Raw genomic sequence first — 25,466 nt, 5'->3', positions numbered from 1 at the left:
ACGTTTATTGGCAAGGGAAGGCGTTTTTCAGAGCAGCGGTGACCAGCACGGACTCATTCAAATGCAGGCTTTGCGGGTGTTCTTCCAGTGACTGGACCACGATGCGCATCGACTGAACCATCGGAATGCCGCCTTCGGGCACGCACACCAGCTTCGGCGTGCCGCCCGCTTCGTGGACAAGATCAAGGGTGTCGATGGTGGCTTGTAGCACGCCGACGCAATGGCCGATCCCCACGGGATTTTTCGCCGCCCCGCCGCTCATGCTGGCGATCCCGTCCTGGCATTCGAGCAACAGCGTATTGCCGTCCGCCAGGGCAGATGCACTGCAACACAGGGCGAACAGCGCCGAAGCGAACAGGACGGGTTTGAGCATCAGCGCAGCCACAATTCCTTGACCGAATGATCCGCCGCCTTGCGCACCACCAGACTCGCGCGCTCGCGGGTTGGCAGGATGTTTTCCAGCAGGTTCGGCCGGTTGATGTCGCGCCAGATCTTGCGCGCCGCGTCGGGGGATTTCTCGGGAGGCAAGTCAGCGAGTTCGCGGAAGTAAGCACCACGCGCACGAAACGCCGTTTGTTGCAGCATCAGAAACCGCTCGACGTACCAGCGCTCGATGTCGCCCTCGGCAGCGTCCAGATAGATCGAGAAGTCGAAAAAGTCCGACACGATGCTGCCCGGTTTCTGACCGTCGTTGCCTTCGGTTTGCAGAACGTTCAGCCCTTCGAAAATCAGGATGTCCGGCTGGCTGATCTCGATGAATTTGTCCGGCACGATGTCGTAGCTGATGTGCGAATACACCGGCGCGCTGATCACCGGAATGCCAGCCTTGAGGTCGGAAAGAAACTTGACCATGCGCTTGCGATCGTAGCTTTCCGGAAAGCCCTTGCGGTGCATGATGTCCCCTGCTGCCAGCTTGGCATTGGGGTGGAGAAAGCCGTCGGTGGTGACCAGATCGACCCGCGGATGATCGGGCCAGCGGGCCATCAGCGCCTGTAACACACGGGCGAAAGTGCTCTTGCCCACGGCAACGCTGCCTGCAACGGCCACCACGTACGTCTGCTTTTTCGCCGGACGACCGAGGAACGTGTCCTTGATGCTGGCCAGACTGCGGGCCGCGTTGACGTGCAAGTTGATCAGGCGCGACAGCGGAAGATAGATATTGACGACATCTTCCAGGGAAATATCTTCGTTTACGCCCCGTAATGCCGCCAGATCTTCTTCGGATAAAGTCAGTGGCGTGCTGGCGCGCAGCCCCGCCCATTCCGCGCTGGTCATTACGAGATAGTCATCAGGCGCCATCTATAGCCTTCCAATCCAGGTGTCCGTATCGACAATGGTGCGAAGACTATCGTATTGACCCAAAAACAGGGCAGATTTCTTTGATTTCCCACGCATTATTGGCGCGGAAAACGGTGTTTCAATCCCGCGCATTGCGCCAAATCAAGCCACTCTCAATTAATCCGTTTCACGCCCTCCTGTATTCGATGCTCAGGTGCGAAACCTCGTGCACCACGCCCAGCCGCTCCCGAATCGTTTCAGCAGAATCTCAGACGTTTATCCGTGCGCGCACACCAAGCGAACAGATTCCCACACCTGAACAGGACAGTTAACGGACCCGGACTACAACTCACGCCATCCTTGACTGACAGCGATCCCAACCTCCGTCCAAGGATGATGAAGGCGGTCGTTACTTGTTGTTTCGGCCGCTCTGCAGGCGGGGCCGCTGCATAACGCCGACAACGCCTGTCATTCAACTCATCATGAACAATGGATTGATCCCAGCGATGCCAATCAAGCTCGAAATGCTCACGAGTGACCCTGAAGAAAAGGCCTTGGCCGTTCGCTACTGGGCCATGACCGAAGACGGGGAATTCAAGGAAAAAGTGATCGATCTGGTGCCCTTTCGGGACATCGCCCACAGCGGCTCGCTGGCAGGGCATGTCAGGGAATGGTGTCGTGCGTTCGATGAAAACCTGACCTGCCGGTACTGCGGCGCGATCATGGAGGTCAAAAGCCGTTCACTGGCCAAGAAGTTTCCACAAAAGTCCATCCGCCCGTGCCCCGCTTGCCAAGTCCTGCAGGATCAAAAGGACCGCGAAGCACAGGCCGCCGCCACCGCAGCGCTTGACGTCCAGCTCAACGCTTACATCGCCCAGCTTCCGAACCACGAGATCGATTACGCGCAGTTGAAAGACGATCAGGCTTTACTGCTGCTGGCGCTCAACGCGGCCCTGTCACCCCGACTGACCGACGGGGCGTTCACCGTCGACGACTGCACATCGCTGGTGCCTGCCGACGCCGACCGATTTATCGAACGGCTTGTAACAGCGGACGTGTTGCGCGAGGTTCCGCGCCTGGCCGCACCCGGCACGTATTTCTTGCTCGATGGCCATTTGGTGATTCGAACCCGACAGGTCGTCTACACCCTGGCGCCCGACCGGCAGCCGGAGGCGAGCACGGCAATCCTGCGCAGCCAACTGGACCGGGAGTACAGCGACGGGTTGGCGTTGTTCAACCTCTGGCTGGATTTCGCCAGTGCCGACGCCATGAGTTACCTGGCGGACAAGTGCAGCGCATTCGATCACGATCTGGACGCATCCCAGTTCGACGAAATCAGGAGCACGTTGCGCGAAGGCTTGAAAACCCACAGCGTTTCGCAGATCTGGTACGTCATCTGGAAAAACGTCAAAGACGCTGCCAGTCTCGCCCGAATGGTCTACTACTCCGAAGCCCGCGCGACGGCCACGATTCCTGGCAAGATCCGTCGGAACCTCGAAAAGATCGAAAAGCAAAGCACGGACGTCCCAAAGTGGGACCGGCCCAATTACCAACCTGCCGGCACGCTGGGCATGCTCTTCAGCGACCTGTTCGGCATCGACGAAGACACCCCGGGCGCAGATGTTTACGCGCGTCTGACCGCGCTCATGCCCGCCCCACCCTTTGCTGACGAAGCACCTCCAGAGAACGGGCCGGTCAAACGGCTGCTGTGCGATGCGCTGCTCCATGACACCGGCCCACAGATGCTGCACCGGTTCGCGACGCTGATTCGGGAGGGGCACGGTGTCAGCGCAACCATTGCGAAATTGCTGCATGAGGACGCAATTCCCGGCACCTGATACGAGAAACGGCTTCTGAGCGCGGGTTCGGAAGCCTTTCATACGAGGCCGAAAATAAATGGAACTCTGGTTTGAGCCGTGGTGACAAATAGCCACTAACTCACTCGCAACCAGAGGCAACCCCCGATGCGGCTTGAATCCCTGGCTATCGCACTGCTCGCCACCCTGACCGATGAAGTCGCCTCCCGCGTCAATCCGCTGGACTTCACCGCGCTGCTCTATTTGCGCGATCAAGGTTATGCCGCGGTGTCGGTCAAGGATGGCTGCGTGGTGGCCGAGCGCACGGCCGCCGGGAAGCAGTTCGCCAGTGACCGTGCAGGTGGCCCATCGCGACCGAGGTATCGACGCTGAGCGGCGAGCGCCATCCTCAGTAACCGTGAGACTCGCGGTATTTCTGGTACTGGTGGTACTCGATCCACTCCACCACGTCGTAAGGCACGTAAAGCTGACGTTTGGCCCGTGAGATCGCGATGTACACCGCGCAGATGCGCTGATCGAACGCGTAGGCGTCCTTGAATTTCACGTTGGTCAGCAATTCCGGCGTCAGCAGCACCTCATCGAACTCCATCCCACCGGCCTCATCGGCCTGCATCAACAGGCAGCGCTTGTCCGGGTCGCCGACCAGTCGGCTCAGGCGGGTCACGTCGGCCATGCGGAAATCCTTGTTCTTGAGCAAGGCTTCGACCTGCAGAAACGACTCGTCGAACCGGTTGGCCTCATGCACCTGCGCCCAATCGGTCAGGTCGCTGAAATAGGGATGCAGCCCATCGGCACTGCGTTCCGGTGCGTAGAAGTCCGGGTCTGACAAACCGACGGCCGTGGTCATGAAGTGTTCAAAACTGCGCCGCGTCGTGTCGTCCGGATACCCGAACGGACTGTTTGAGCCGTGTAACTCGATGGCCCAGCGCATCGTGTCCCAAGGTGAGGCAGTCAGGATCACGCAACGCTCCGGCGGCACGAACCCTTGTGGATACTCCACAATCGTGACGTCCGCATCGCGGGTGCCTTCGAAGGGCACCTTGCCCTTCTCGGAGTGCTGGTAGATCAGCGGATTGACCAGGCGTTCGACGTTACGGCCGGAGCGGACCGAGTAGCTGATGTCCGTCTGTCGAACCCTGCGCTCGCGCTTGACCATCACCCTGCCCGGCTGCTGGTACTCGTCGCCAAGGGTGATCAGCACCTGCCGACCGCGCTCGATGATTTGCAACAACGACGGCGGAATGTCCTGGCTCTCGTCGATCAGCACGTGGGTGTAACGGTCGGGCATCACGCAGCCCTCCAGATTCGCCCGTTTGATCATCCACAGAGCTTCGAACCCGGTCTGACTCGCCCAAGCCGGGTGCGCCTCCAGCCAGACCCACAGCCGACTGGCGTATTCCAGCACTACTTGAAGTTCCAGACCGCCAAGCGGCTGACTGAAATGCGGCAGATGTTTGCTCGACAAGCTGCGATCCCACGACTGGCAATAAAGCTCCAGCACCTTCAGGCAGATGTCGAGGGTGGCCTGGGCGCCGTGGTCGCGAAAGCCCAGGATATTCAACTCCTGAGCCAGATCCTGCCGGGTGGGGCCTTTGGCCGGCGCACGTTCGGGTTGAGATTGCGGACCGCGCAGCAACGCTTGAGCGAAGGCTTTGAAGGTCGAACCGGGTGCCTTGCCCTTGCCATGATTCAACCGCTCGCGAAGGGTATTCAGCTTCGCCGGCGTGCGCGCCAGCAACAGCGTTTTCTCGGGCCGCAGACACTCGATCAACACGCCGAGCAAATGGCTTTTGCCGATCCCGGCATAGCCCTGCACGTGCAGGTCTTCATCGAGGTTGGCGCGAAAGGTTCGCACCAGCTTGTCCTGCGCCGCACTCAACCAGCGCTCGCGAAAGCGTGGCGTCACCATCTGCTGGCTGAACGGATCGTTGTTTCGCTGATGACGAATTTTGTACTCGGTGTCCCATTGGCCATCGGCCAACAGGTACTCCCGCGCTGCCACTTCCTCGGCCAGCAGCAGACGCAGGTTCAGGCCTTTGATCGCCTCCAGCCCGAAATACAGCTGGCCCGGATCGAACAAGCGCCGCGCTTCCGACAGCAAGCCCGTGCCTGTTGAATGTTGACCCGTGACAGACCACGCGATCAGCCGCGTCAGAATTTTCTCCGCCGCCGCGCCACTCAGGTCCTTTTCGCTCATCTGCGCCAGATTCTGGATGACCAGCACGGCGGCCAATTCCGGGTCAGTAAGCGTGTCGAGGGCAGTGGCACCGTCGGCTTTCAGCGCTTCACAGGTCACCGATGTGACAGGCAGAAAGACCGGCGTGGATAAATCGGAATGTTCCGGTTGCATGGCGTCTCAGGGCTTGGAAAGGCAGTGGATGTCGAGCGTGTATTCATAGTCGCCCAACGTGCCGGACATGCCGCCGGGGCAGGACCGGGCTTCGTCGGTGGCCGCGTTATCGACCTGCTCGCGCAGTTCGTACACCGCCATCTCCAGCAGCTTTCGCAAGCCCTCGCGGGAGTGAGCGGTGACGCGCAGGTTCAGGTCGAACGCGGGGGCGGCAAATGGAGGTGTGCTGTCGGTTGGTTCGGGTTGAACAGCGGTGGATGCCTGCGCCAACTCAGACTCGGGTTCAGGCTTCGACGGCACAGACGTCGCACCGGCCAGAATCGCCGCGTGCTCCTCGTCCATCAGGTCCAGCACCTTCGACAGCTCAAGCGTCTGCTCGGGGTGCGACTGCATTTGGTCCTTGAGTTCCAAGCGACGCATCTGCCATTCCCGAAGTTTGCGCCGGGTCAGGTCGTCAATCTTGTCCACTGCCCTACCTCATGATTTCAGGCAAGGGAGTATGCCACTGTTCAGCGCCGAGGCCGAATGGGTGGACAGACAACGATGGAGACAATGATAGGAGAAAGAGGACGTGAAATTCGCCAGACAGCCTTGAGAGCTCAAGACCTTGAATAAGGAGGCAACCCCACCAGCCACACCCCGGCACACAATGTTCCCGCTGTGGCTGCTCCCTTCCGGGCCTGACCAGGTTAACGGGTAATCGTTGCGGGGGGACCGATGGGGTCACCATAACGACACTCGCCAGTCGGCGAGCCGCGCCATTGTACCGGTCTGACGCGAAGTTACAACCTCTCGTTTCAGATAAAAAAATATGAGAGGGCTCAAGCACTTGTGTGCAAGGCATGAGTGCCCGTCCCGCCGGTCTCAGTGGGACAGCGCCCGCAGTTGTCGGACCTTGTTGTTGCGCTCGCCGTTCATCCAGTGTTCCAGCGCGTTGACGGTCATGGGCCGTGCGACGAGGTAGCCCTGCACTTCGTGGCAGCCGAGCTGGCAGAGGATTTCATAGACATCTTCGGTCTCGGCGCCTTCTGCGACGACGCGATACCCCAGGCGCCGGGCGAGGTCGACGATGGCTTCGACGAGGCGCCGATCCTTTTCATTGGCGTCGAGGTTTTCCACCAGCGATTTGTCGAGTTTGACCGTGGTGGCGGGTAGTTGGCGCAGGTAGGTCCAGTTGCTGTAGCCCGTGCCGAAGTCGTCGATGGCAATGTCGATGTCCAGCGCGCGCAGGCGTTCGAGTTGCTGGCGGGTGATGTCGGGGTTGTCGCAGAGTGCGCTTTCGGTGAATTCAAGTTCGAAACGGCCGGGGTCCAGCTCGCTGATGGCGAGCTGTTCGAACAGCGCATCGCTGAATTGCGAATTTGCCAGATCAATGGCCGAGACGTTCATCGCGACCTTGAACGCGTAGCCCTGCCGCTGCCAGGTTCGTGCCTGTTCCACGGCATGACGAAGTACCCAGAGGCTGAGCGAGCGAATCAGCGCCGTCTTCTCCGCCAGGGGGATAAATTCAGCGGGACTGATCGGCCCGAGCACCGGATGCTGCCAACGCAGCAGCGCCTCGACGGTGACGATGCGCCCGGTGCTCACTTCCATTCTTGGCTGATACACCAGCGACAGCTGATCAGGGCTGCGCACCGCGTCGGCCAGTGAAGCGAGCAGCAGGAACGCACGCTGCTGCGCGAAATCCAGGTGCGGTTCGTACCAGCGCCACCCGGTGGACTTGCCTCGCGCTTCGTCGGCGGCGCTGACCACCAGACGAATCCAGTCCTTTTCGTCACAACGCCCCAGGCCCAGCGGCAAAACGCCGATACCAAGGTCCATCTGAATCGGGATGTTGCGGCAGATCAACGGGCGCTGAAAATGCTTGATCAGTCTGCGAAACAGCAGTTCGGCCTGCTCCGGGCCGCCGTGCCGCATGACCAACGCGATGCGCGTCGGGCTGACTTTGTACAGCGCGGTGTCGGGGGGCAATTGCTCACGGCAGCTGTCGATCATGCAGCGCACCAACTCTTGGGCGAAGCTGTAGCCCAGCGCTTTGATAATGCTGTCGAGGAACACCGGGTTGACCATGTCCAGCGCTACCAATGCGTGGTCGTCCCGGTCAGCCAGCGCGATGATGTCTTCCTCCAGACGCAGGCGGTTGAACAGCCCCGTGGGTTGGTCAACGTAACTGGCCTTACGCAGGTTATTCAGGCGCTTCATCACCAACTGGCCGTACATCTCGAACATGGTGATGTCGCGGGCATCGAGGGGTGGGCGGGTCTTGTGGTCGATGATGCAGAGCGTGCCAAGGGCGAGGCCATCGGCGGTGACCAGCGGTACACCGGCATAGAAGCGGATGTGCGGATCGCCGGTGACCATCGGATTGTCGCAGAAGCGCTCGTCAAGCCGGGCGTCCGGCACCTGGAACACGTCGTGGGAAAGGATCGAATACGCGCAGAACGAGATTTCCCGAGGCGTCTCCCGCTCATCCAGACCGGCGCCTGCGCGAAACCATTGCCGGTGTTCACTGACGATGGAGACCAGCGCGATGGGCACGTCGAAATAATGAGTGACCATCGCGACGATGTGATCGAGCACTTCGTCCGAGCCTGAATCGAGAAGCCCCATGTGTTGAATTCGGGACAGACGCGAGGCCTCGTTTGACGGAGTTGGAGCGCTATTGGCCATATGCGAATCCCTTTGCAACTGCTCTGTGCCACTAGTATCAAAACGATATTGTTGAGGGAAAGTAGCATCAGATTCAGCGACGTGCAGGCATTCGCAGACCGGCGGTGATGACACAACCGCCGTCGCAAAGTTGCAGTCAAACGGCCTTACCCCTCAGTTGGAGGGGTCACTGCACCTGCAACACCTCATCTGCCTTGCCGCCTGCACCCTGTATGACCAAATGGATGAAATGCAACTTGGTAATGACCGCAGGTGGCAACACGAACGGGTAGAAATCCTGTTGCCCCATGGCGCGAGAAAGTTCGTTGAGCATGCCCGCCAGTTCGATCCAGGCATTGACGAACGCAAGGAAGGACGGCCCGCCCGGATGTTGCGGGTCGTAAAGGGTGTTCAGCTCAAAAGGCTGGTAGTCGAGGTCCATGTCCCGGGCACTCATGCCCAGGCTGAGTGCAGTATCAACGGCGTCCATCATGTGCAGGTAGTGCGCCCAGGTTTCGGCCCAGTCTTCCCACGGGTGCATGGTGGCGTAGGCGCTGACGTAGTGTTGCTGCCAGTCGGACGGGGCGCCGTTCTGGTAATGATGATCGAGGGCCTCGGCGTAGCTGGCGCGGTCGTCGCCGAACAGATTGCGGAAACCGTCCTGCCAGTAGGTGTTGGCGATCAGACGGTCCCAGTAGTAATGCCCCACTTCGTGACGGAAATGCCCGAGCAACGTGCGGTAGGGTTCGTGCATCTGCACGCGAACCTTCTCACGAATGGCGTCGTCGGCTTCTTCGACGTTGAGGGTGATCAGGCCATTGGCGTGGCCAGTGGTCGGCAGGTTGCCGTCCAGATCGACGCCGAGGAATTCAAACGCCAGCCCGCGTTCTTCATCGACCGTTTTAGGGATGACGGGCAGCCCGAGGGTAATCAGTTGCGCGACGAGACGCCGCTTGGCGGTTTCGATCTTCAGCCAGCGCTCAGGGTTTTCCGGGACGGACAGGTCGGGAATGGTGCGATTGAGGCTACAGGCCACGCAGAACTCGCCAGCATTGTGCGCAGGAAATATCCAGTTGCAGGCCGCCGGGGTGTCGAGGTTGGCGCAGCGGCGATACAGCCCGGCGTCTGGCTCGTCGCTCAGGCGCCAGGTGTTGATATCGGCGCCGGGTTCCAGGGCCGCGATTTTACTTTGTTCCGGCAGATAACCCAGGGCAGCCGAACAGGCCAGGCACTGGCTGTTGCGGAAAAACACCGACTGTCCGCAGCGGCACTGCCAGACCTTGCTGTTGCGCTTGCTTTCACCGGCGAAAGGCGCCGCGATCCGTGTGCTGAGTTGTTCGAAGAACTGGAACATGGCGATCTCCTGAGTGGGCTGCAAGCACTAGATCACGGGCGGTTGCGGGGGTTCCGGATATTTTCTGAAGGGTTAAATCTGTCATGAAAACCCGGTTTTAACTGCCCCGCGAGTCACACATTCCCCCTGTGGGAGCGCACGAGCCGAGCGAGGCCGCGATCGGCTGCGCAGCAGTCGTCAATGGGCCGGTTGCGGTGTGGCTGACACACCGCGCATACCGGTTTTGCTGCCGCTGAGCGCCAGATCGCGGCCTCGCTCGGCTCGTGCGCTCCTACAGGTCGGTAGGTCGGTAGGTCGGTAGGTCGGTGCCAATTTCAACGCCGCGCACGCAGCGAGCGCAACTACTCGACTGCGACGTCGTACTTCTTGAGAAACGCCACAAACCCCTCTTCATCCAGCACCTTCAACCCCAGCTCGTTGGCCTTGGTCAGCTTAGATCCCGCCCCCGGTCCGGCCACGACGGTGTGGGTCTTGGCGGAAACCGACCCGGACACTTTGGCGCCGAGGCTTTCGAGTTTTTCCTTGGCGACGTCGCGGCTCATCAGTTCCAGTGAGCCGGTGAGCACCCAGGTCTGGCCGGTCAGCGGCAGGCCTTCGACGACCTTTTTCTCGCTTTGCCAGTGCATGCCGAAGTCTTTGAGCTGCTGCTCGATCTGGAGGGCGCGGTCAGCGTTCTCGGTCACATCGAAGAAGGCTCTGACAGATTGCGCCTGCTTTTCCGGCAAGGTCTGGCGCATGTCCAGCCAGTCGGCCTTGACCACGCCTTCCAGCGTGCCGAACTTGTCGGCCAGCTTCTGCGCGCCGCCCGGTCCAATCGACGGGATGTTCAGTTTGTCGAGCATGCCGCCCAACGTCGCGCTGGCCGCAAACTCCGCCCCCAGCTCGCCGACGTCCTGCAATTGCATCTTGCACTCGCCCAACAATGCGCCGATGACATTCTGGTTGTGGTCGTCCTCGAAGAAACTGTGGATTTCGTGGGCCACTTCCAGGCCGATGTCCGGCAGGTACGTCAGCACCTCCGGCAGCGCGACCTTGACCTTCTCCAGAGACCCCAGCGAGCGCGCCAGCACCTTGGCCGTTTCCTCGCCCACGTCTGGAATGCCCAGCGCATAGATGAAGCGCGCCAGCGTCGGCTTTTTGCTGTCGTCGATGGCTTTGAGCAACTTCTTGCTTGAGATGTCAGCGAAGCCCTCCAGGTCGATGATCTGATCGTATTCGAGCTTGTAGAGGTCGGCGGGCGAGCCGATGAGCTTTTCGTCCACCAATTGCTCGATGGTCTTGTCGCCCAGGCCTTCAATGTCCATCGCCCGGCGGGACACGTAGTGGATGATCGCCTGCTTGAGTTGCGCGCCACAGGCCAGACGCCCGACGCAGCGGTACACCGCGCCTTCGCTGACAGTTTCCTTGCCCTTGCTGCGTTTGATCAATTGCGTGCGCTCGACCTGCGAACCGCACACCGGGCAGGTCTGCGGAATCTCGACCTGGCGTGCGTCTTCAGGACGACGCTCCATCACCACTTGCACCACTTGCGGGATCACATCACCGGCACGGCGGATGATCACGGTATCGCCGATCATCAGGCCCAAACGTGCCACTTCGTCCATGTTGTGCAAGGTCGCGTTGGCGACGGTCACACCTGCGACCTTCACCGGCTTCAAACGCGCCACGGGCGTCACAGCGCCGGTACGACCCACCTGAAACTCCACGTCCAGCAATTCGGTGAGCTCTTCCATGGCCGGGAATTTGTGGGCGATGGCCCAGCGCGGTTCGCGGGCGCGGAAGCCCAGTTCGCGCTGGGAGGCGACGCTGTTGACCTTGAACACCACGCCGTCGATTTCATAGGGCAGCGACAGGCGACGCTCACCAATGTCGTGGTAATACGTCAGGCAGTCTTCGATGCCATCCGCCACTTTCAGCTCGCGGCTGATGGGCATGCCCCACTCTTTCAACTGTTTCAAGTTGCCGATGTGGCTGTCGGCGACGTCGTGGGACACCTGGCCGATGCCGTAGCAGCAGAATTCCAACGGGCGGTTGGCGGTGATCTTCGAGTCAAGCTGACGCAGGCTGCCCGCCGCCGCGTTGCGCGGGTTGGCGAAAGTCTTGCCGCCGACTTCCAGCTGGCTGGCGTTGAGGCGTTCGAAGCCTGCCTTGGACATGAACACTTCGCCCCGCACTTCCAGCGTTTCCGGCCAGCCCTTGCCGTGCAGCTTGAGCGGGATGTTGCGCACGGTGCGGACGTTGACGCTGATGTCTTCGCCGGTGGTGCCATCGCCACGGGTAGCGCCGCGCACCAGTGCGCCGTTTTGATAGAGCAGGCTCACGGCCAGGCCGTCGAGCTTGGGTTCGCAGCTGTATTCAACCTTGGCCCCTGCGCCAAACAGGTCGCCCACCGGGAGGTCGAGGCCTTCGTTCACACGACGGTCGAACTCGCGCAAGTCGGTTTCTTCGAAGGCGTTGCCGAGGCTGAGCATAGGGATTTCGTGACGTACCTGGGTGAACGCCGACAACGCCGCACTGCCGACGCGCTGAGTCGGCGAATCCGGGGTCACCAGGTGCGGGTTTTCCGCTTCCAGCGCCTTGAGTTCGTGAAACAGGCGATCGTATTCGACGTCCGGAATGCTCGGCTCGTCGAGGACATGGTAGCGGTAGTTGTGAAGATCCAGCTCTGCGCGCAGTTCAAGGATGCGTTGTTCGGCGGCGTTCATAAGTGTGTTCTCGAAAAAGCAAAAGAGCAGCCGGGGCTGCTCGATTCAGGGGCTGTTGCCGGATAGCGCCGGCTCACCGCCACTTCATACTGTAGGAACGAATTCATTTGCGATGCGCCAGTACAACCGACCTGTCTCTATCGTCTGGACCGTTTTCGCGAATGAATCCGCTCCTACAGAGAGTGGTGCGTCAGCAGGTTGATCGACTCACCAGATCAACGACGCTGAGTCAGCGCGCGGCGTTCGAATTCGACGATGCGCTGGCGGTAGTGTTCGATGGTCTGCGCGGTCATGACGCTGCGCTGATCGTCTTTCAACTCGCCGTTCAGCTCGTGGGCCAGCTTGCGGGCTGCCGCCACCATCACGTCGAACGCCTGCTTCGGGTGACGCGGGCCTGGCAAACCGAGGAAGAAGCTCACGGCGCGGGTGCTGAAATGGTCGATATCGTCCAGGTCGAACACGCCCGGCTTGACCGCATTGGCCATGGAGAACAGGACTTCGCCATTGCCCGCCATGCTTTCATGGCGGTGGAAAATGTCCATCTCGCCGAAGCGCAGGCCGCTTTCCAGAATGTTCTGCAGCAACGCCGGGCCTTTGAAGCCGCTTTCGTCGCGGGAAATCACGCTGATCACCAGCACTTCTTCGACCGGGGCCAGGTCCTTGTCTTCGGTGATGCGCTGCGGCGCCTTGTCGTCCGGGAAATCGTCGTCACGGGCGCTGAACAGGCTCGGGCTGTCGGTATCGAGATTCAGGTCGCCCTGCTGCGGCTCGTCTTTACGCTTGCCGCGTTTGCTTTCGCGCTCCGGGCGCTCAGGCCGTTCGCGGGCCGCGCTCATGGTGGGCAGGTCGTGCTCGTCGAGCTGGGGTTCTTTCTGGGATTCGAGGACACGCGCAGGGCCCAGCACCTCGGCGGACGAGCCTTCTTCGTCGTCCGGCAGGTTGGAAAAGCTGCGGTCCAGCCTGAATTTCAACTTGCCTTTGCCGCCGCGCATCCGGCGCCAGCCGTCAAAAAGAATACCGGCAATGACAATAATGCCGATGACGATCAGCCACTCTCGCAGACCGATTTCCATGTAATCCCGTGCCTCTAATGAAAATTCTGAAAATTAAGGGCGTAAACCCCTTTAAAACGTGGAGCCAACTCTCTGTTCTGAATGGCCTTTTACCCACGTAACAAGAAAAAGTGGACATTAAGCTAGCACGACCAAAGGTAACTTTACACCGTCTGTTACATCTGGCATGTCGCGAGCATCTGTGCTGCTGCGACGGTAAAACCTGTGCTGAAGCCTCTGCGCCTCACTTTTCCCTTCAAATCCGTCTAATCCTGTGTCACCCGCTACGCATCCACCAGCGCCATCGCCTCCTCAACGTCCACTGCCACGAGGCGCGAACACCCCGGCTCATGCATGGTGACGCCCATCAGTTGATCGGCCATTTCCATGGCGATCTTGTTGTGGGTGATGTAGATGAACTGCACGGTTTGCGACATCTCCTTGACCAGTCGGGCATAGCGGCCCACGTTGGCGTCGTCCAGTGGTGCGTCGACTTCGTCGAGCATGCAGAACGGCGCCGGGTTGAGTTTGAAAATGGCGAAAACCAGCGCCAGTGCGGTCAGGGCTTTTTCGCCGCCGGACAGCAAATGGATCGTGCTGTTTTTCTTGCCCGGAGGACGCGCCATGATCGTCACCCCTGTATCGAGTAAATCTTCGCCCGTCAGTTCCAAGTAAGCGCTGCCGCCACCGAAAACTTTTGGAAAAAGTGCCTGAATTCCGCTGTTTATCTGATCAAAGGTCTCTTTGAAGCGATTGCGCGTTTCTTTGTCGATCTTGCGGATCACGTTTTCCAGGGTGTCCAGCGCTTCGACGAGGTCGGCGTCCTGCGCATCCAGATAGCGCTTGCGCTCGGACTGCTGCTGGTATTCGTCGATGGCCGCGAGGTTGATCGCGCCGAGACGCTGAATCCGGGCCGCAATGCGCTCCAGTTCTTCTTCGGCGTCTTTCTCGTTGGCCTCCGGCGTGAGGGTCGCCAGTACACCATTTAAATCGTAGCCGTCTTCGTGCAATTGCTCCTGCAAGGTTTTGCGGCGCACGGTCAGGGACTGCCATTCGAGCCGCTGCTGCTCCAGTTGCCCGCGCAGGAGTTGAGATTGTTGTTCGGCCTGGGTCCGGCGTTTCTCCGCTTCACGCAGTTCGCGGTCGGCGTCTTCCAGGGCGTTCTTGGCGACGCGCATTTCGTCGTCGACGACCATGCGCTTTTCCAGCAGTTCTTCGAGTTTCAGGCGCAGTTCTTCCAGCGGTGCTTCGCCCTCCTCCAGCCCGAGGTTCAGCTGCTCGCGCTTCTCGGTCAGGCGTTCGGACTGCATCTCCAGCCGCTCTAGCGCCTGACGGGTCGAGTCGTGCTGGGCCCGCAAAGAACTCAAGCGCACGGCCAACTGGTTGCCGTGGTCCTTGTGCTGTCGGGCTTCCTGACGCACCCGGTCCAGCCGCTCGCGCAGGCTGTCGCGCTGGGCCAGCAGCAGCTCACGCTGTTCGGTGTCCAGCGCCATGCTGTCGAGGGCGTCCTGCAATTGCAGCCGGGATTCGCCGAGACTTTCCTGCTCGATGGCGCGCTGCTCGCCCAGTTCGGTCAGCTCTTCGTCGAGACGGGTGCGGCGCAGGGTCAACTGCTCGACCTTGGCTTTGGCCGCCGACAACTGCGCCTTGAGTTCGCTTTGCTGACGGGTTTCGTCTTGCAGGCGACGGCGCAGTTGCTCGCGGCTGTCTTCCTGCACCCGTTGTTGCTCGCGCTGGGCCAGCAGTTGGTCTTCCAGCGCGGCGAGAGTCGCTTCCCGCTCGTCGCGTTCGGCTTCGAGGCGCTGCAGTTCTTGCCCTCGCGCCAGCACGCCGCTCTCGGCTTCGCTGGCCCGACGGACCCGCAGAAAATCGCGGCCGACCCAATAGCCATCGCGACTGATCAGGCTCTGACCTGCGCTCAGTTGCCCGCGCATCGACAGCGCGTCGTCGAGGGTCTCCACCGGTTTCACCTGACCCAGCCACGGGGTCAGATCGACGCGGGATTCGACCTTATCCAGCAGGCTGCCGGGAATGCGCGTGATGTCTTTCGAAGGGCTGACCAGGCGCAGATCGCCCTGACTGAAACCGGCCAGATCGAGTCCGGCGAAGTCATCGACCAACACCGCGTGCAGGTCAGCGCCGAGCACGGTTTCCACCGCCAGCTCCCAACCTGCGTCCACGCGCAGGCCTTCAGCCAGGCGCGGACGCTCGCTCAACTGATGATCGCGCAGCCATTCGGCGGTGCCCGTGCCCGGATCAAGCGCCGCCTGTTGCAAGGCTTCCAGCGACGCGATTCGGCCGTTGAGGCGTTGCAACTCGCCTTGCGCCTGTTGCTGGGATTGGCTGGCCCGTTGCAGTTCGACGCGCAGGTGCTCAAGGCGCTCGATCAGCTGTTCTTCTTCGGCCAGCAGTTCTTCGGAGGCCATCTCGCGGGCGGCGAGGTCTTCGCTCAGATCGAGGATCGCCGCGTCTTCCGGATCGGCCGCGAGCAGTTGGCGCTCTTCGCCGAGGCGACGCTGACGCTCGGCCAGCCGCTCCATGCTGGTTTCCAGCTGTTGGATGCGCGATTGCTGAACCTCGGCCTGACGGCGGGGTTCGGCGGAACTCAGGTTGAAGGCGTCCCACTTCTCCTGCCAGCTGTGCATCGCGGCTTCGGCTTCTTCCAGCGCCGCGGCGGATTCCTCGGCGGCGGCGAGGGTCATCTCCTGCTCGGGTTCGAGCATTTCCAGCTCTTCGCCAAGGGTCGCGAGCAAGGTGCGGTCGTGGCCCAGGTGGGATTCGGTTTCCTGCCGCGCGCGCTCGGCTTCGCGCAGGTCGTCCTGTAACTGACGCAAGCGCTGCTGGCCGTGCTGGATGCTCTGTTCGTTGCGAGCAATGTCGCCGCCCACCGAATAGAAGCGGCCCTGCACCAGATTGAAGCGCTCGGACAGGTCGTGATGCCCGTCCCGCAGGCGCTCGATGGCGGCATCGGCGCTGCGTTGATCGGCCACCAATGCCTCGAAACCGACTTCCTGGCTGCCGATGACGGACTCGCGCTGCGCCACTTGTTCGTTCAGGGCCTGCCAGCGCAAGGCCGACAGTTGCGCCTTCAACTGGCGCTCTTCGGCCTTGTATTCCTGATACTTCTCGGCGGCCTGGGCCTGTCGGTGCAGACGCTCCAACTGGCGTTCGAGCTCGTCGCGCAGGTCGGTCAGGCGCGCCAGGTTTTCGTGGGTGCGGCGGATGCGGTTCTCGGTCTCGCGACGGCGCTCCTTGTACTTGGAGATGCCCGCCGCTTCCTCGATGAAATTGCGCAGGTCCTCAGGCTTGGCTTCGATCAACTTGGAGATCATGCCCTGCTCGATGATCGAGTAGCTGCGCGGCCCCAGGCCCGTGCCGAGGAAGATGTCGGTGATGTCGCGACGACGGCATTTGGTGCCGTTCAGGTAATAGGTGTTCTGGCTGTCGCGGGTGACCTTGCGGCGAATCGAGATTTCCGCGTACGCCGCGTACTCACCCACCAGGGTGCTGTCGGAGTTGTCGAAGACCAGCTCGATGCTCGCCTGGCTCACCGGTTTGCGGCTGGTGGAGCCGTTGAAGATGACGTCGGTCATCGACTCGCCACGCAGGTTCTTGGCCGAGCTTTCGCCCATGACCCAGCGCACCGCATCGATGATGTTGGATTTGCCGCATCCATTGGGGCCGACCACGGCCGCCATGTTGCTGGGGAAGTTCACCGTCGTCGGGTCGACGAACGACTTGAACCCGGCCAGCCTGATGCATTTGAGGCGCATGGATTAGCTGGCCGCCAAGGCAGAAAGAATGGATTGGCAACTGCGCTCGGCGTAAGCAGTGAGCACCTCGCGGATGCGCGTCAGATCACGGGCGACCACCGCTTCGAGCAACTGGCCAAACAGCGTCAGATACTCGCTCATCTCGGCCTGCCGCTGCTCCAGCGCCAGGTAATAGAAGCGGCTCATGGACGGCTGAAAGTTCTCGACGGTTTCTTGCAGGTACGGGTTGTTGGCGAACGGGTACGCGGCGCGCATCACGTTGAAGCTGTCCTCGACGAAGTTCTTCACGTCGCCCCGCTCGCAGCTGGCGATAAGCCGTTGCTGGATTTGCAGGAAAGGCGCCAGATCGAGCTGTTCGGTCCAGCTTTTGGCCACCGCGAGGCCGAGCAAAATGTACAGCTCGCTCATCAACGCGCAGAGGCTCTGGATGTTGTGCGCCGTGAGCACCGTCACTTGCGCACCCCGGCGCGGCAGGATGGCGATCAGGTGGCGGCGTTCGAGGATCAACAGCGCTTCGCGAACCGAACCGCGGCTGACGTTGAGGGCCTGCGTGACCTTCTGCTCCTGAATCCGCTCACCAGGCTTGAGCTCGCCACGAATGATCCGCTCGGCAAGGTGATGAGCGATCTGCTCAGCGAGGCTGTCCGGTGCCTTGAACGTCATTTCTTTCCTTTAAACCAATAGCTGTACACAAGCGCGGAAGTGTATCGCACTGGATACCTGTGGCGCAGGGCCATGTCACGCAATGTGGCACGAAATAAGCAAAACTTTGAGCGTGTGCGCAGCGATTCATTGCAACCTCAGGCTGCCGTTAATCGGCAAATCCCGGCAAAACCCGATTTCTTGACTTAAAGGTCAGATTTTCGTTGACCCCATAGTCAGAACTGATAGATTCATCGACAGGTTCGATGACCACTTCTATTAAAAGAAAAACGAGGCACAACCGGTGATCCAGTTTCTACTGAACCAGACGTTGAAAACCGAACATGCGTTGGACCCCAACATGACGGTGCTCAACTACCTGCGCGAGCATTTGCACAAGTCCGGCACCAAGGAAGGCTGCGCCAGCGGCGACTGTGGCGCCTGCACGGTGGTGGTGGGCGAATTGACCACCGATGACGAGGGCCAGGAGCACTTGAGCTATCGCAGCCTCAATTCCTGCCTGACCTTTGTGGCGTCACTGCACGGCAAACAGCTGATCAGCGTCGAAGACCTCAAACACCAGGGCGAGCTGCACAACGTGCAAAAGGCCATGGTCGAATGCCACGGCTCGCAATGCGGGTTCTGCACGCCGGGCTTCGTGATGTCGCTGTTCGCCTTGCAGAAAAACAGCACCACTGCGGACACTGCTCAGGCCCACGAAGCCCTCGCCGGCAACCTCTGCCGATGCACCGGTTACCGTCCGATTCTCGCCGCCGCTGAACAGGCCTGCGGCCAACAACGCCAACCCGATCAGTTCGATGCCTTGAAGGCGCAGACCATCGCCCGCCTGAAAGCCATCAAGCCTGCGGAAACCGCCGAGCTGAACAGCGGCGACAAACGCTGCCTCGTCCCGCTGACCGTGGCCGATCTGGCCGACCTCTACGATTCTTATCCCCAGGCGCGCCTGCTGGCGGGCGGCACCGACCTGGCGCTGGAAGTCACCCAGTTCCACCGCGCCCTGCCGGTGATGATTTACGTCGGCAACGTCGCGGACATGAAGAAGGTCGAGCACTTCGACGACCGCCTCGAAATCGGCGCCGCCACCGCACTCACCGATTGTTACGAAGCGTTGAGCAGCGAATACCCGGACTTCGGCGAATTGCTGCACCGTTTTGCGTCGTTGCAGATCCGCAATCAGGGCACGCTGGGCGGCAATATCGGCAACGCCTCACCGATTGGCGACTCACCGCCGCTGCTGATCGCGCTGGGCGCCAGTATTGTCCTGCGCAAAGGCGATAACACCCGCACGCTGGCGCTGGAGGATTACTTCATCGATTACCGCGTCACCGCACGTCAGGAAAGCGAGTTCATCGAGAAAATCATCGTGCCCAAGGCCAACGCCAAACAGGCTTTCCGCGCCTACAAGGTCTCGAAGCGTCTGGATGACGACATTTCGGCGGTCTGCGCGGCGTTCCGTGTGCAGGTGGAAAACGGCGCGATCGTCGATGCCCGTGCGGCGTTTGGCGGCATGGCGGCGATCCCGAAACGTGCCGCGAATTGCGAGAAAGCCCTGATCGGCCAGCCGTGGACGTCGGCCACCGTCGAGCGCGCCTGTGCCGCACTGGCGCAGGATTTCACCCCGCTGTCAGACTTTCGCGCCACCAAGGAATACCGCCTGCTGAGCGCACAGAACCTGCTGCGCAAATACTTCATTGAACTGCAAACGCCGCACATCGAGACACGGGTGACCGACTATGTCTAATCACGCACCGCAAAAGACTCAAGAAGAACTGGTTGCCCTGTTTCAGCAGGACCTGACCTCGGGCGTCGGCCGCAGCGTCAAGCACGACAGCGCCGACAAACACGTCTCAGGCGAAGCGATTTACATCGATGACCGGCTCGAATTCCCCAATCAGTTGCACGTCTATGCGCGGATGTCCGACCGGGCCCACGCGCGCATCGTCAGCGTCGATGTGTCGCCCTGCTACGACTTCGAAGGCGTGCGCATCGCCATCACCCACGAAGACATTCCCGGCCTGAAAGACATCGGCCCGTTGCTGCCGGGCGATCCGCTGCTGGCCATCGACAAGGTCGAGTTCGTCGGTCAGCCGGTGATCGCCGTGGCCGCTCGTGATCTGGAAACGGCACGCAAGGCAGCGATGGCCGCGATCATCGAATACGAAGACCTGGAGCCGGTGCTCGACGTGGTCGAGGCCTATCGCAACAAGCATTTCGTGCTGGACAGCCACACCCACAAGCGCGGGGACTCGGTCACCGCGCTGGATACGGCCCCGAACCGCATTCAGGGCACGCTGCACATTGGCGGACAGGAACACTTTTATCTGGAGACGCAAATCTCCTCGGTGATGCCCACCGAAGACGGCGGCATGATCGTCTACTGCTCCACGCAAAACCCCACCGAAGTGCAGAAGCTGGTCGCCGAAGTGCTCGACGTGTCGATGAACAAAGTGGTGGTGGACATGCGCCGCATGGGCGGCGGTTTCGGCGGCAAGGAGACGCAGGCCGCGAGCCCTGCGTGCCTGTGCGCGGTGATCGCGCGCCTGACCGGTCAGCCGACCAAGATGCGCCTGCCGCGCATGGAAGACATGATCATGACCGGCAAGCGTCACCCCTTCTACGTCGAGTACGACGTGGGCTTCGACAACGACGGGCGCCTGCACGGCATTCAGCTGGAACTGGCCGGGAACTGCGGCTGTTCGCCGGACTTGTCGGCCTCTATCGTCGACCGCGCGATGTTCCACTCGGACAACTCGTATTACCTCGGCGACGCCACCATCAACGGCCACCGCTGCAAGACCAACACTGCGTCGAACACGGCCTACCGTGGCTTCGGCGGTCCGCAAGGGATGGTGGCTATCGAGGAAGTGATGGACGCCATCGCCCGCCATCTGGGCAAGGACCCGCTGGCCGTGCGCAAGGCCAACTACTACGGCAAGACCGAGCGCAACGTCACCCACTATTACCAGGAAGTCGAGCACAACATGCTCGAAGAAATGACCGCCGAACTGGAAGAAAGCAGCCAGTACGCCGAGCGTCGAAAAGCAATCACGGCCTACAACGCCAACAGCCCGATTCTGAAGAAAGGCCTGGCGTTGACCCCGGTTAAATTCGGCATTTCCTTCACCGCCAGTTTCCTCAATCAGGCGGGTGCGCTGATTCACATCTACACCGACGGCAGCATCCACCTGAACCACGGCGGCACCGAGATGGGCCAGGGTTTGAACACCAAGGTCGCGCAGGTGGTGGCCGAGGTGTTTCAGGTGGACATCAGCCGCGTGCAGATCACCGCGACCAATACCGACAAAGTGCCGAACACCTCGCCGACCGCAGCGTCCAGTGGCGCGGACTTGAACGGCAAGGCCGCGCAGAACGCGGCGGAAACCATCAAGCAACGGCTTATCGAATTCGCCGCCAAACACTACAAATGCGAAGCCGCTCAGGTCGAATTCCGCAATGGCCACGTGCGGGTTGGCGAGCAGGTCATCAGCTTCGACACGCTGGCGCAGCAGGCGTGGATGGGTCAGGTGTCGCTGTCGAGCACCGGCTATTACAAAACGCCAAAAATTTTCTACGACCGCAGTCAGGCCCGAGGTCGACCTTTCTATTACTTCGCCTTTGGCGCGGCGTGCACCGAAGTGGTCGTCGACACGCTGACCGGCGAATACAAGATGCTGCGCACCGACATCCTCCACGACGTCGGCGCCTCGCTGAACCCGGCCATCGACATCGGCCAGGTCGAGGGCGGCTACATTCAGGGCATGGGCTGGCTGACCACCGAAGAACTGGTGTGGAACGCAAAGGGCAAGCTGATGACCAACGGCCCGGCCGGTTACAAGATCCCGGCGGTGGCGGACATGCCCGCCGACTTGCGGGTCAAGCTGGTGGAAAACCGCAAGAACCCCGAAGACACGGTCTTCCATTCCAAGGCCGTGGGTGAGCCGCCGTTCATGCTGGGCATTGCGGCCTGGTGTGCGATCAAGGACGCCGTGGCGAGTCTCGGCGATTACAAACATCAGCCGAAGATCGACGCGCCTGCCACGCCGGAGCGGGTGTTGTGGGGGTGTGAGCAGATGCGCCAGTTGAAGGTGGCCAGTTCAGAGGCCGCGGGCGTGGCCCATGAGCTGACGGTTTCACCGGTTTAGAAGCCATGGACGGTCGAAAACTGTGGGAGCGAATTCATTCGCGAAGCGGTGGATCTGGCGACATATCGGCGTCGAATGTACCGGCCTTTCGCGAATGAATTCGCTCCCACAGGATAGGGGCCAACCGAGAAAATTGCGGCGTTTGAATTGACGTCATCGCTGATGAATCCGCTCCCACAGAGGTAGGTGATCAACCTGTGGGAACGAATTCATTCGCGAGACGACGGCACAGACAACATGGATTTTTGATCGTCTGACTCGATCAGGAGAAACACATGAACAACTGGATCAGCGCCCTCGCCGAGTTGCAAACCCAGGGTGAAGCCTGCGTGCTGGTGACGATCATCGAGGAGCGTGGCTCGACGCCGCGCAACGCGGGGTCGAAGATGGTGGTCAGTGCCGAGAGGATCTACGACACCATTGGCGGCGGCCATCTGGAATACAAGGCCATGGAAATCGCCCGCGACATGCTCGCCAGCGGCAGTCAGCAAACCCGCCTCGAACGCTTCAGCCTCGGCGCCAGCCTGGGTCAGTGCTGCGGCGGCGTGAACGTGCTGCTGTTCGAACCCATGGGTCAGCCGCAGGCGCAGATTGCCGTGTTTGGTGCCGGGCATGTCGGTCGTGCGCTGGTGCCGCTGTTGGCCAGCCTGCCCTGCCGGGTGCGCTGGATCGACTCGCGGGAAGCGGAATTCCCGGCCCACCTCCCCGAAGGCGTGAGCAAGATCGTCAACGAGGAAGTCATCGATGAAGTGGATCACCTGCCCGCTGGCAGTTATTGCATCGTCATGACCCATAATCATCAGCTGGATCTGGAACTGACCGCCGCCATTCTCAAGCGCGGCGACTTCACTTGGTTCGGGCTGATCGGCTCGAAAACCAAACGCGCCAAATTCGAACACCGCCTGCGCGATCGCGGCTTCGACCCGGCGCTGGTGCAACGCATGCGCTGCCCGATGGGGCTGTCCGAAGTGAAGGGCAAGCTGCCGATGGAGATTGCCGTGTCGGTCGCGGCCGAGGTGATCGCCACTTACAACATGCATTTCGGCACAGAGAGCGGCGAGCACGGCTCGACCTCGGAACCCATCGCCAAGCTGATGCCGGTCTCCCGCCGCGCCCAGGCTCAATGAATTTTTAGAAGAACGAATCGTAAACATGACTATTGAAAAGAAAGCCTACCGTGCCGCCATCGTCCACAGCATCGCCGACCCTGCCGAGGTGGTGGCCGAAGCGTCCTACGAGTATTTCGAAGACGGCCTGATGGTGGTGGAGAACGGCAAGATTTCCGCCGTCGGCCATGCCCGGGATTTGCTGGGCAGCCTTGGCAGCGACGTTGAAGTGGTGACCTACGCCGACGCGCTGATCACCGCCGGTTTCATCGACACCCACATCCATTTGCCGCAGACCGGCATGGTCGGTTCCTACGGCGAGCAGTTGCTCGACTGGCTCAATACCTACGTGTTTCCCTGCGAGAAGCAGTTCGCTGACCCTGCCCACGCCGCGGAAGTGTCCGACATCTTCATCAAGGAATTGCTGAGCAACGGCACCACAACGGCGCTGGTGTTCGGCAGCCGTCACAAGGAGTCGGTGGAGGCGTTCTTCAGCGCCGCCGAAAAGCTCAACCTGCGGATGATCGCGGGCAAGGTGATGATGGACCGCAACGCCCCGGATTATCTGGTGGACACCGCCGAATCCAGCTACGTCGATAGCAAGGCGCTGATCGAGCGCTGGCATGGCAAGGGCCGTCTGCATTACGCGGTCACGCCCCGCTTCGCACCGACCAGCACGCCCGAGCAGCTTGCCCTTGCCGGCCAGTTGTTGACCGAATACCCCGACCTCTATATGCAGACCCACATCAGTGAAAACCTGAAGGAAGTCGAATGGGTCAAGGCGCTGTTCCCGGAGCGCAAGAATTACCTGGATGTGTACGATCACTTCAAGCTGCTGGGTGAGCGCTCGGTGTTTGCCCACGGGGTGCATCTGTGCGACGAGGAATGTCAGCGGCTGTCGGAGACCGGGTCAGCCATCGCCTTCTGCCCGACGTCCAACTTCTTCCTGGGCAGTGGCCTGTTCAACCTGCCGATGGCGGAGAAGCACAAGGTCAATGTGGGACTGGGGACGGACGTGGGCGGCGGCACCAGCTTCTCGCTGCTGCAAACGCTGAACGAGGCCTACAAGGTGATGCAGCTGCAAGGCGCCAAGTTGAGCCCGTTCAAATCGTTGTACCTGGCGACGTTGGGCGGCGCGCGGGCGCTGCGTCTGGAAGACAAGATCGGCAACCTGCATGCAGGGACTGAGGCGGACTTCGTGGTGCTGGACTTCAATGCCACCCCGCTGCTGTCCTACCGCATGAAACAGGCGAAGAGCATCGAAGAGCAGCTGTTCGTGCTGATGACGCTGGGGGACGACCGGACGGTGAGCGAGACGTATTCGGCGGGGGTGTTGGTGCATAAGCGCTGAAGGCTTCGGCTTGATCGTTCCCACGTTCCGCGTGGGAACGATAATTAATCATCAGGCTGGGGTTTCTCTCGGATCGGCTTCTGCCGAAGGCGTAGGAGCTGGCTTGCCTGCGATCTGCCGGGAACCGGCAGCCGAACCGGACACCTCGGTTGTGTCAGACCGAACGCGTCCACAGGGTTTGCTGTTGCTGCGCAACAGATCGCAGGCAAGCCAGCTCCCACGGCCTTCGGCCAGAATCAAAAGCGTTTCGTGTACACCTGCGATGCAGAGCCTCGAGAGCGGCGGTCCCACGCAGAGCGTGGGAACGAGCGTCAATCAAACACAGAATCAAACCGCCGTGCTGCGCCCCGGCTTTTTCTTCGGCAGCATCAGGTGCGAGAACACCGCGTGCAGGTCGTCGGAGGCGCTTTCTTCATCGAGGTTGAGCTTACTGTCGATGTGGTCCATGTGGTGCATCATCAGGCTCACCGCCAGCGTCGCATCGCGGGCTTCGATGGCGTCGATCAACTGGGTGTGCTCATCGTAGGAACAGTGCGAGCGGTTGCCGCTTTCGTACTGGGCGATGATCAGCGAGGTTTGCGACACCAGGCTGCGCTGGAAGCTGATCAGCGGCGCATTCGTCGCCGCTTCGGCCAGTTTCAAGTGGAACTCGCCCGACAGGCGAATCCCCGCCCCACGATCCCCTCTGGAAAAACTGTCGCGCTCGTCGCTGACCATCTTGCGCAGTTCGCTCAACTGCTCGGTGGTCGCGTGTTCGACCGCCAATTCAGTGATGGCCTTCTCGACCATGCGCCGGGCGAAGAACACTTGCCGCGCTTCGTCCACGCTCGGACTGGCAACCACCGCGCCGCGATTCGGGCGCAACAACACCACGCCTTCGTGGGCCAGACGCGATAAAGCGCGACGAATGATGGTGCGGCTGACCCCGAAAATCTCACCCAAGGCTTCTTCGGAAAGCTTGGTGCCGGGCGCCAACCGTTGTTCGAGGATGGCCTCGAAAATGTGCGCGTAGACGATGTCGTCCTGGGTGCCGCTGCGGCCCGCCTTGGCGGTGCGCGGCTGTTTCTTGAGGGGTTGCAACTGATCGTTCATGGGCACTCGTGAGAACTGAATCCGGCATGTAAGCCGTGACCGTAACGGCGATGACAAAAGCAATAGCAGATATCAGGGCAAAGTCACAGTAAAAGTAATGGCGCATTGTACACAGTGCGCAGCGGCTGAACAGA

The 25,466-nt window shown here is 60.9% G+C and carries 17 protein-coding genes and 1 other RNA gene; 6 read left to right on the top strand and 12 right to left on the bottom strand.

Annotated elements, in window-relative coordinates; all coding sequences use genetic code 11:
- Nucleotides 1-4 precede the first annotated feature (4 nt).
- Both ACIQAL_RS28360 and coaA read right to left on the bottom strand, forming a co-directional pair.
- Entirely contained in the window at nucleotides 5-373 is a 369-nt protein-coding gene (locus tag ACIQAL_RS28360) for a Rap1a/Tai family immunity protein (RefSeq protein ID WP_341958903.1), read from the bottom strand.
- Complete coding sequence (gene coaA, locus ACIQAL_RS28355) at nucleotides 373-1,299, bottom strand: type I pantothenate kinase (protein ID WP_166597867.1); 927 nt, start codon at nucleotides 1,297-1,299, stop codon at nucleotides 373-375. The genes ACIQAL_RS28360 and coaA overlap by 1 nt, the downstream gene beginning before the upstream one ends.
- 485 nt (nucleotides 1,300-1,784) lie before the next feature.
- Between coaA and ACIQAL_RS28350 the strand changes: the two genes are divergently transcribed.
- Both ACIQAL_RS28350 and ACIQAL_RS28345 read left to right on the top strand, forming a co-directional pair.
- A complete protein-coding gene (locus ACIQAL_RS28350; RefSeq protein WP_401151310.1) occupies nucleotides 1,785-3,116 on the top strand; it encodes a hypothetical protein in 1,332 nt (443 codons plus the stop codon).
- 126 nt (nucleotides 3,117-3,242) lie between these two features.
- The gene (locus ACIQAL_RS28345; protein WP_166597869.1) at nucleotides 3,243-3,467 is read left to right on the top strand and encodes a hypothetical protein; all 225 of its coding nucleotides are present in this window, start codon (nucleotides 3,243-3,245) and stop codon (nucleotides 3,465-3,467) included.
- Between the two features lie 16 nt (nucleotides 3,468-3,483).
- Here ACIQAL_RS28345 and ACIQAL_RS28340 read toward each other — a convergent pair whose 3' ends face one another.
- From ACIQAL_RS28340 to ACIQAL_RS28300, 9 genes are all read right to left on the bottom strand, one after another.
- Complete coding sequence (locus ACIQAL_RS28340) at nucleotides 3,484-5,445, bottom strand: hypothetical protein (RefSeq protein ID WP_401151307.1); 1,962 nt, start codon at nucleotides 5,443-5,445, stop codon at nucleotides 3,484-3,486.
- 6 nt (nucleotides 5,446-5,451) lie between these two features.
- Nucleotides 5,452-5,913: a hypothetical protein gene (locus ACIQAL_RS28335; RefSeq protein ID WP_401151304.1), complete on the bottom strand. Its 462-nt coding sequence runs from the start codon at nucleotides 5,911-5,913 to the stop codon at nucleotides 5,452-5,454.
- Between the two features lie 155 nt (nucleotides 5,914-6,068).
- An RNA gene (gene ffs, locus ACIQAL_RS28330) (signal recognition particle sRNA small type) lies at nucleotides 6,069-6,165 on the bottom strand.
- 144 nt (nucleotides 6,166-6,309) lie between these two features.
- On the bottom strand, nucleotides 6,310-8,115 hold the full coding sequence (locus ACIQAL_RS28325) for a putative bifunctional diguanylate cyclase/phosphodiesterase (protein ID WP_401151301.1): 1,806 nt from the start codon (nucleotides 8,113-8,115) through the stop codon (nucleotides 6,310-6,312).
- Nucleotides 8,116-8,281: 166 nt separating this feature from the next.
- Nucleotides 8,282-9,448: a putative zinc-binding metallopeptidase gene (locus tag ACIQAL_RS28320; RefSeq protein WP_401151299.1), complete on the bottom strand. Its 1,167-nt coding sequence runs from the start codon at nucleotides 9,446-9,448 to the stop codon at nucleotides 8,282-8,284.
- A 341-nt stretch (nucleotides 9,449-9,789) separates the two neighbouring features.
- Nucleotides 9,790-12,153: an NAD-dependent DNA ligase LigA gene (gene ligA, locus ACIQAL_RS28315; protein WP_401151296.1), complete on the bottom strand. Its 2,364-nt coding sequence runs from the start codon at nucleotides 12,151-12,153 to the stop codon at nucleotides 9,790-9,792.
- 215 nt (nucleotides 12,154-12,368) lie between these two features.
- Entirely contained in the window at nucleotides 12,369-13,226 is an 858-nt protein-coding gene (gene zipA, locus ACIQAL_RS28310) for a cell division protein ZipA (protein ID WP_401151294.1), read from the bottom strand.
- 263 nt (nucleotides 13,227-13,489) lie between these two features.
- Nucleotides 13,490-16,978 carry a chromosome segregation protein SMC gene (gene smc, locus ACIQAL_RS28305; protein WP_401151291.1) on the bottom strand — a complete coding sequence of 1,163 codons (3,489 nt, stop codon included), beginning with the start codon at nucleotides 16,976-16,978 and terminating at the stop codon, nucleotides 13,490-13,492.
- 3 nt (nucleotides 16,979-16,981) lie between these two features.
- Entirely contained in the window at nucleotides 16,982-17,641 is a 660-nt protein-coding gene (locus tag ACIQAL_RS28300) for a GntR family transcriptional regulator (protein ID WP_401151288.1), read from the bottom strand.
- A 283-nt stretch (nucleotides 17,642-17,924) separates the two neighbouring features.
- Here ACIQAL_RS28300 and xdhA point away from each other — a divergent pair, with 283 nt between their 5' ends.
- From xdhA to guaD, 4 genes are all read left to right on the top strand, one after another.
- Nucleotides 17,925-19,382, top strand: coding sequence for a xanthine dehydrogenase small subunit (gene xdhA / locus ACIQAL_RS28295; RefSeq protein WP_401151286.1), 1,458 nt, complete (start codon nucleotides 17,925-17,927; stop codon nucleotides 19,380-19,382).
- Nucleotides 19,375-21,783 carry a xanthine dehydrogenase molybdopterin binding subunit gene (xdhB, locus tag ACIQAL_RS28290; protein WP_401151284.1) on the top strand — a complete coding sequence of 803 codons (2,409 nt, stop codon included), beginning with the start codon at nucleotides 19,375-19,377 and terminating at the stop codon, nucleotides 21,781-21,783. The genes xdhA and xdhB overlap by 8 nt, the downstream gene beginning before the upstream one ends.
- Nucleotides 21,784-22,058: 275 nt before the next feature.
- Entirely contained in the window at nucleotides 22,059-22,910 is an 852-nt protein-coding gene (gene xdhC / locus ACIQAL_RS28285; protein ID WP_401151281.1) for a xanthine dehydrogenase accessory protein XdhC, read from the top strand.
- A gap of 25 nt (nucleotides 22,911-22,935) precedes the next feature.
- Nucleotides 22,936-24,240 (top strand): guanine deaminase, encoded by a 1,305-nt coding sequence (gene guaD, locus ACIQAL_RS28280; RefSeq protein WP_401151279.1) that lies wholly within the window; start codon nucleotides 22,936-22,938, stop codon nucleotides 24,238-24,240.
- Nucleotides 24,241-24,567: 327 nt separating this feature from the next.
- On the opposite strand, the gene ACIQAL_RS28275 is transcribed toward guaD, so the two are convergent.
- Nucleotides 24,568-25,332 carry a GntR family transcriptional regulator gene (locus ACIQAL_RS28275; RefSeq protein WP_401151276.1) on the bottom strand — a complete coding sequence of 255 codons (765 nt, stop codon included), beginning with the start codon at nucleotides 25,330-25,332 and terminating at the stop codon, nucleotides 24,568-24,570.
- Nucleotides 25,333-25,466 lie beyond the last annotated feature (134 nt).

Source organism: Pseudomonas sp. NPDC088368, from assembly GCF_044753445.1.
GTDB lineage: Bacteria > Pseudomonadota > Gammaproteobacteria > Pseudomonadales > Pseudomonadaceae > Aquipseudomonas > Aquipseudomonas bambusae.
The sequence above is the reverse complement of the archived record's forward strand: the minus strand, read 5'-3'. Positions and strand labels throughout refer to the sequence as shown.

Bases quoted from the DNA above. Each gene is read 5' to 3' on its own strand.
- ACIQAL_RS28360 (WP_341958903.1), bottom strand. From the start codon at position 373: ATGCTCAAACCCGTCCTGTTCGCTTCGGCGCTGTTCGCCCTGTGTTGC.
- coaA (WP_166597867.1), bottom strand. From the start codon at position 1,299: ATGGCGCCTGATGACTATCTCGTAATGACCAGCGCGGAATGGGCGGGG.
- ACIQAL_RS28350 (WP_401151310.1), top strand. From the start codon at position 1,785: ATGCCAATCAAGCTCGAAATGCTCACGAGTGACCCTGAAGAAAAGGCC.
- ACIQAL_RS28345 (WP_166597869.1), top strand. From the start codon at position 3,243: ATGCGGCTTGAATCCCTGGCTATCGCACTGCTCGCCACCCTGACCGAT.
- ACIQAL_RS28340 (WP_401151307.1), bottom strand. From the start codon at position 5,445: ATGCAACCGGAACATTCCGATTTATCCACGCCGGTCTTTCTGCCTGTC.
- ACIQAL_RS28325 (WP_401151301.1), bottom strand. From the start codon at position 8,115: ATGGCCAATAGCGCTCCAACTCCGTCAAACGAGGCCTCGCGTCTGTCC.
- ACIQAL_RS28320 (WP_401151299.1), bottom strand. From the start codon at position 9,448: ATGTTCCAGTTCTTCGAACAACTCAGCACACGGATCGCGGCGCCTTTC.
- ligA (WP_401151296.1), bottom strand. From the start codon at position 12,153: ATGAACGCCGCCGAACAACGCATCCTTGAACTGCGCGCAGAGCTGGAT.
- zipA (WP_401151294.1), bottom strand. From the start codon at position 13,226: ATGGAAATCGGTCTGCGAGAGTGGCTGATCGTCATCGGCATTATTGTC.
- smc (WP_401151291.1), bottom strand. From the start codon at position 16,978: ATGCGCCTCAAATGCATCAGGCTGGCCGGGTTCAAGTCGTTCGTCGAC.
- ACIQAL_RS28300 (WP_401151288.1), bottom strand. From the start codon at position 17,641: ATGACGTTCAAGGCACCGGACAGCCTCGCTGAGCAGATCGCTCATCAC.
- xdhB (WP_401151284.1), top strand. From the start codon at position 19,375: ATGTCTAATCACGCACCGCAAAAGACTCAAGAAGAACTGGTTGCCCTG.
- xdhC (WP_401151281.1), top strand. From the start codon at position 22,059: ATGAACAACTGGATCAGCGCCCTCGCCGAGTTGCAAACCCAGGGTGAA.
- guaD (WP_401151279.1), top strand. From the start codon at position 22,936: ATGACTATTGAAAAGAAAGCCTACCGTGCCGCCATCGTCCACAGCATC.
- ACIQAL_RS28275 (WP_401151276.1), bottom strand. From the start codon at position 25,332: ATGAACGATCAGTTGCAACCCCTCAAGAAACAGCCGCGCACCGCCAAG.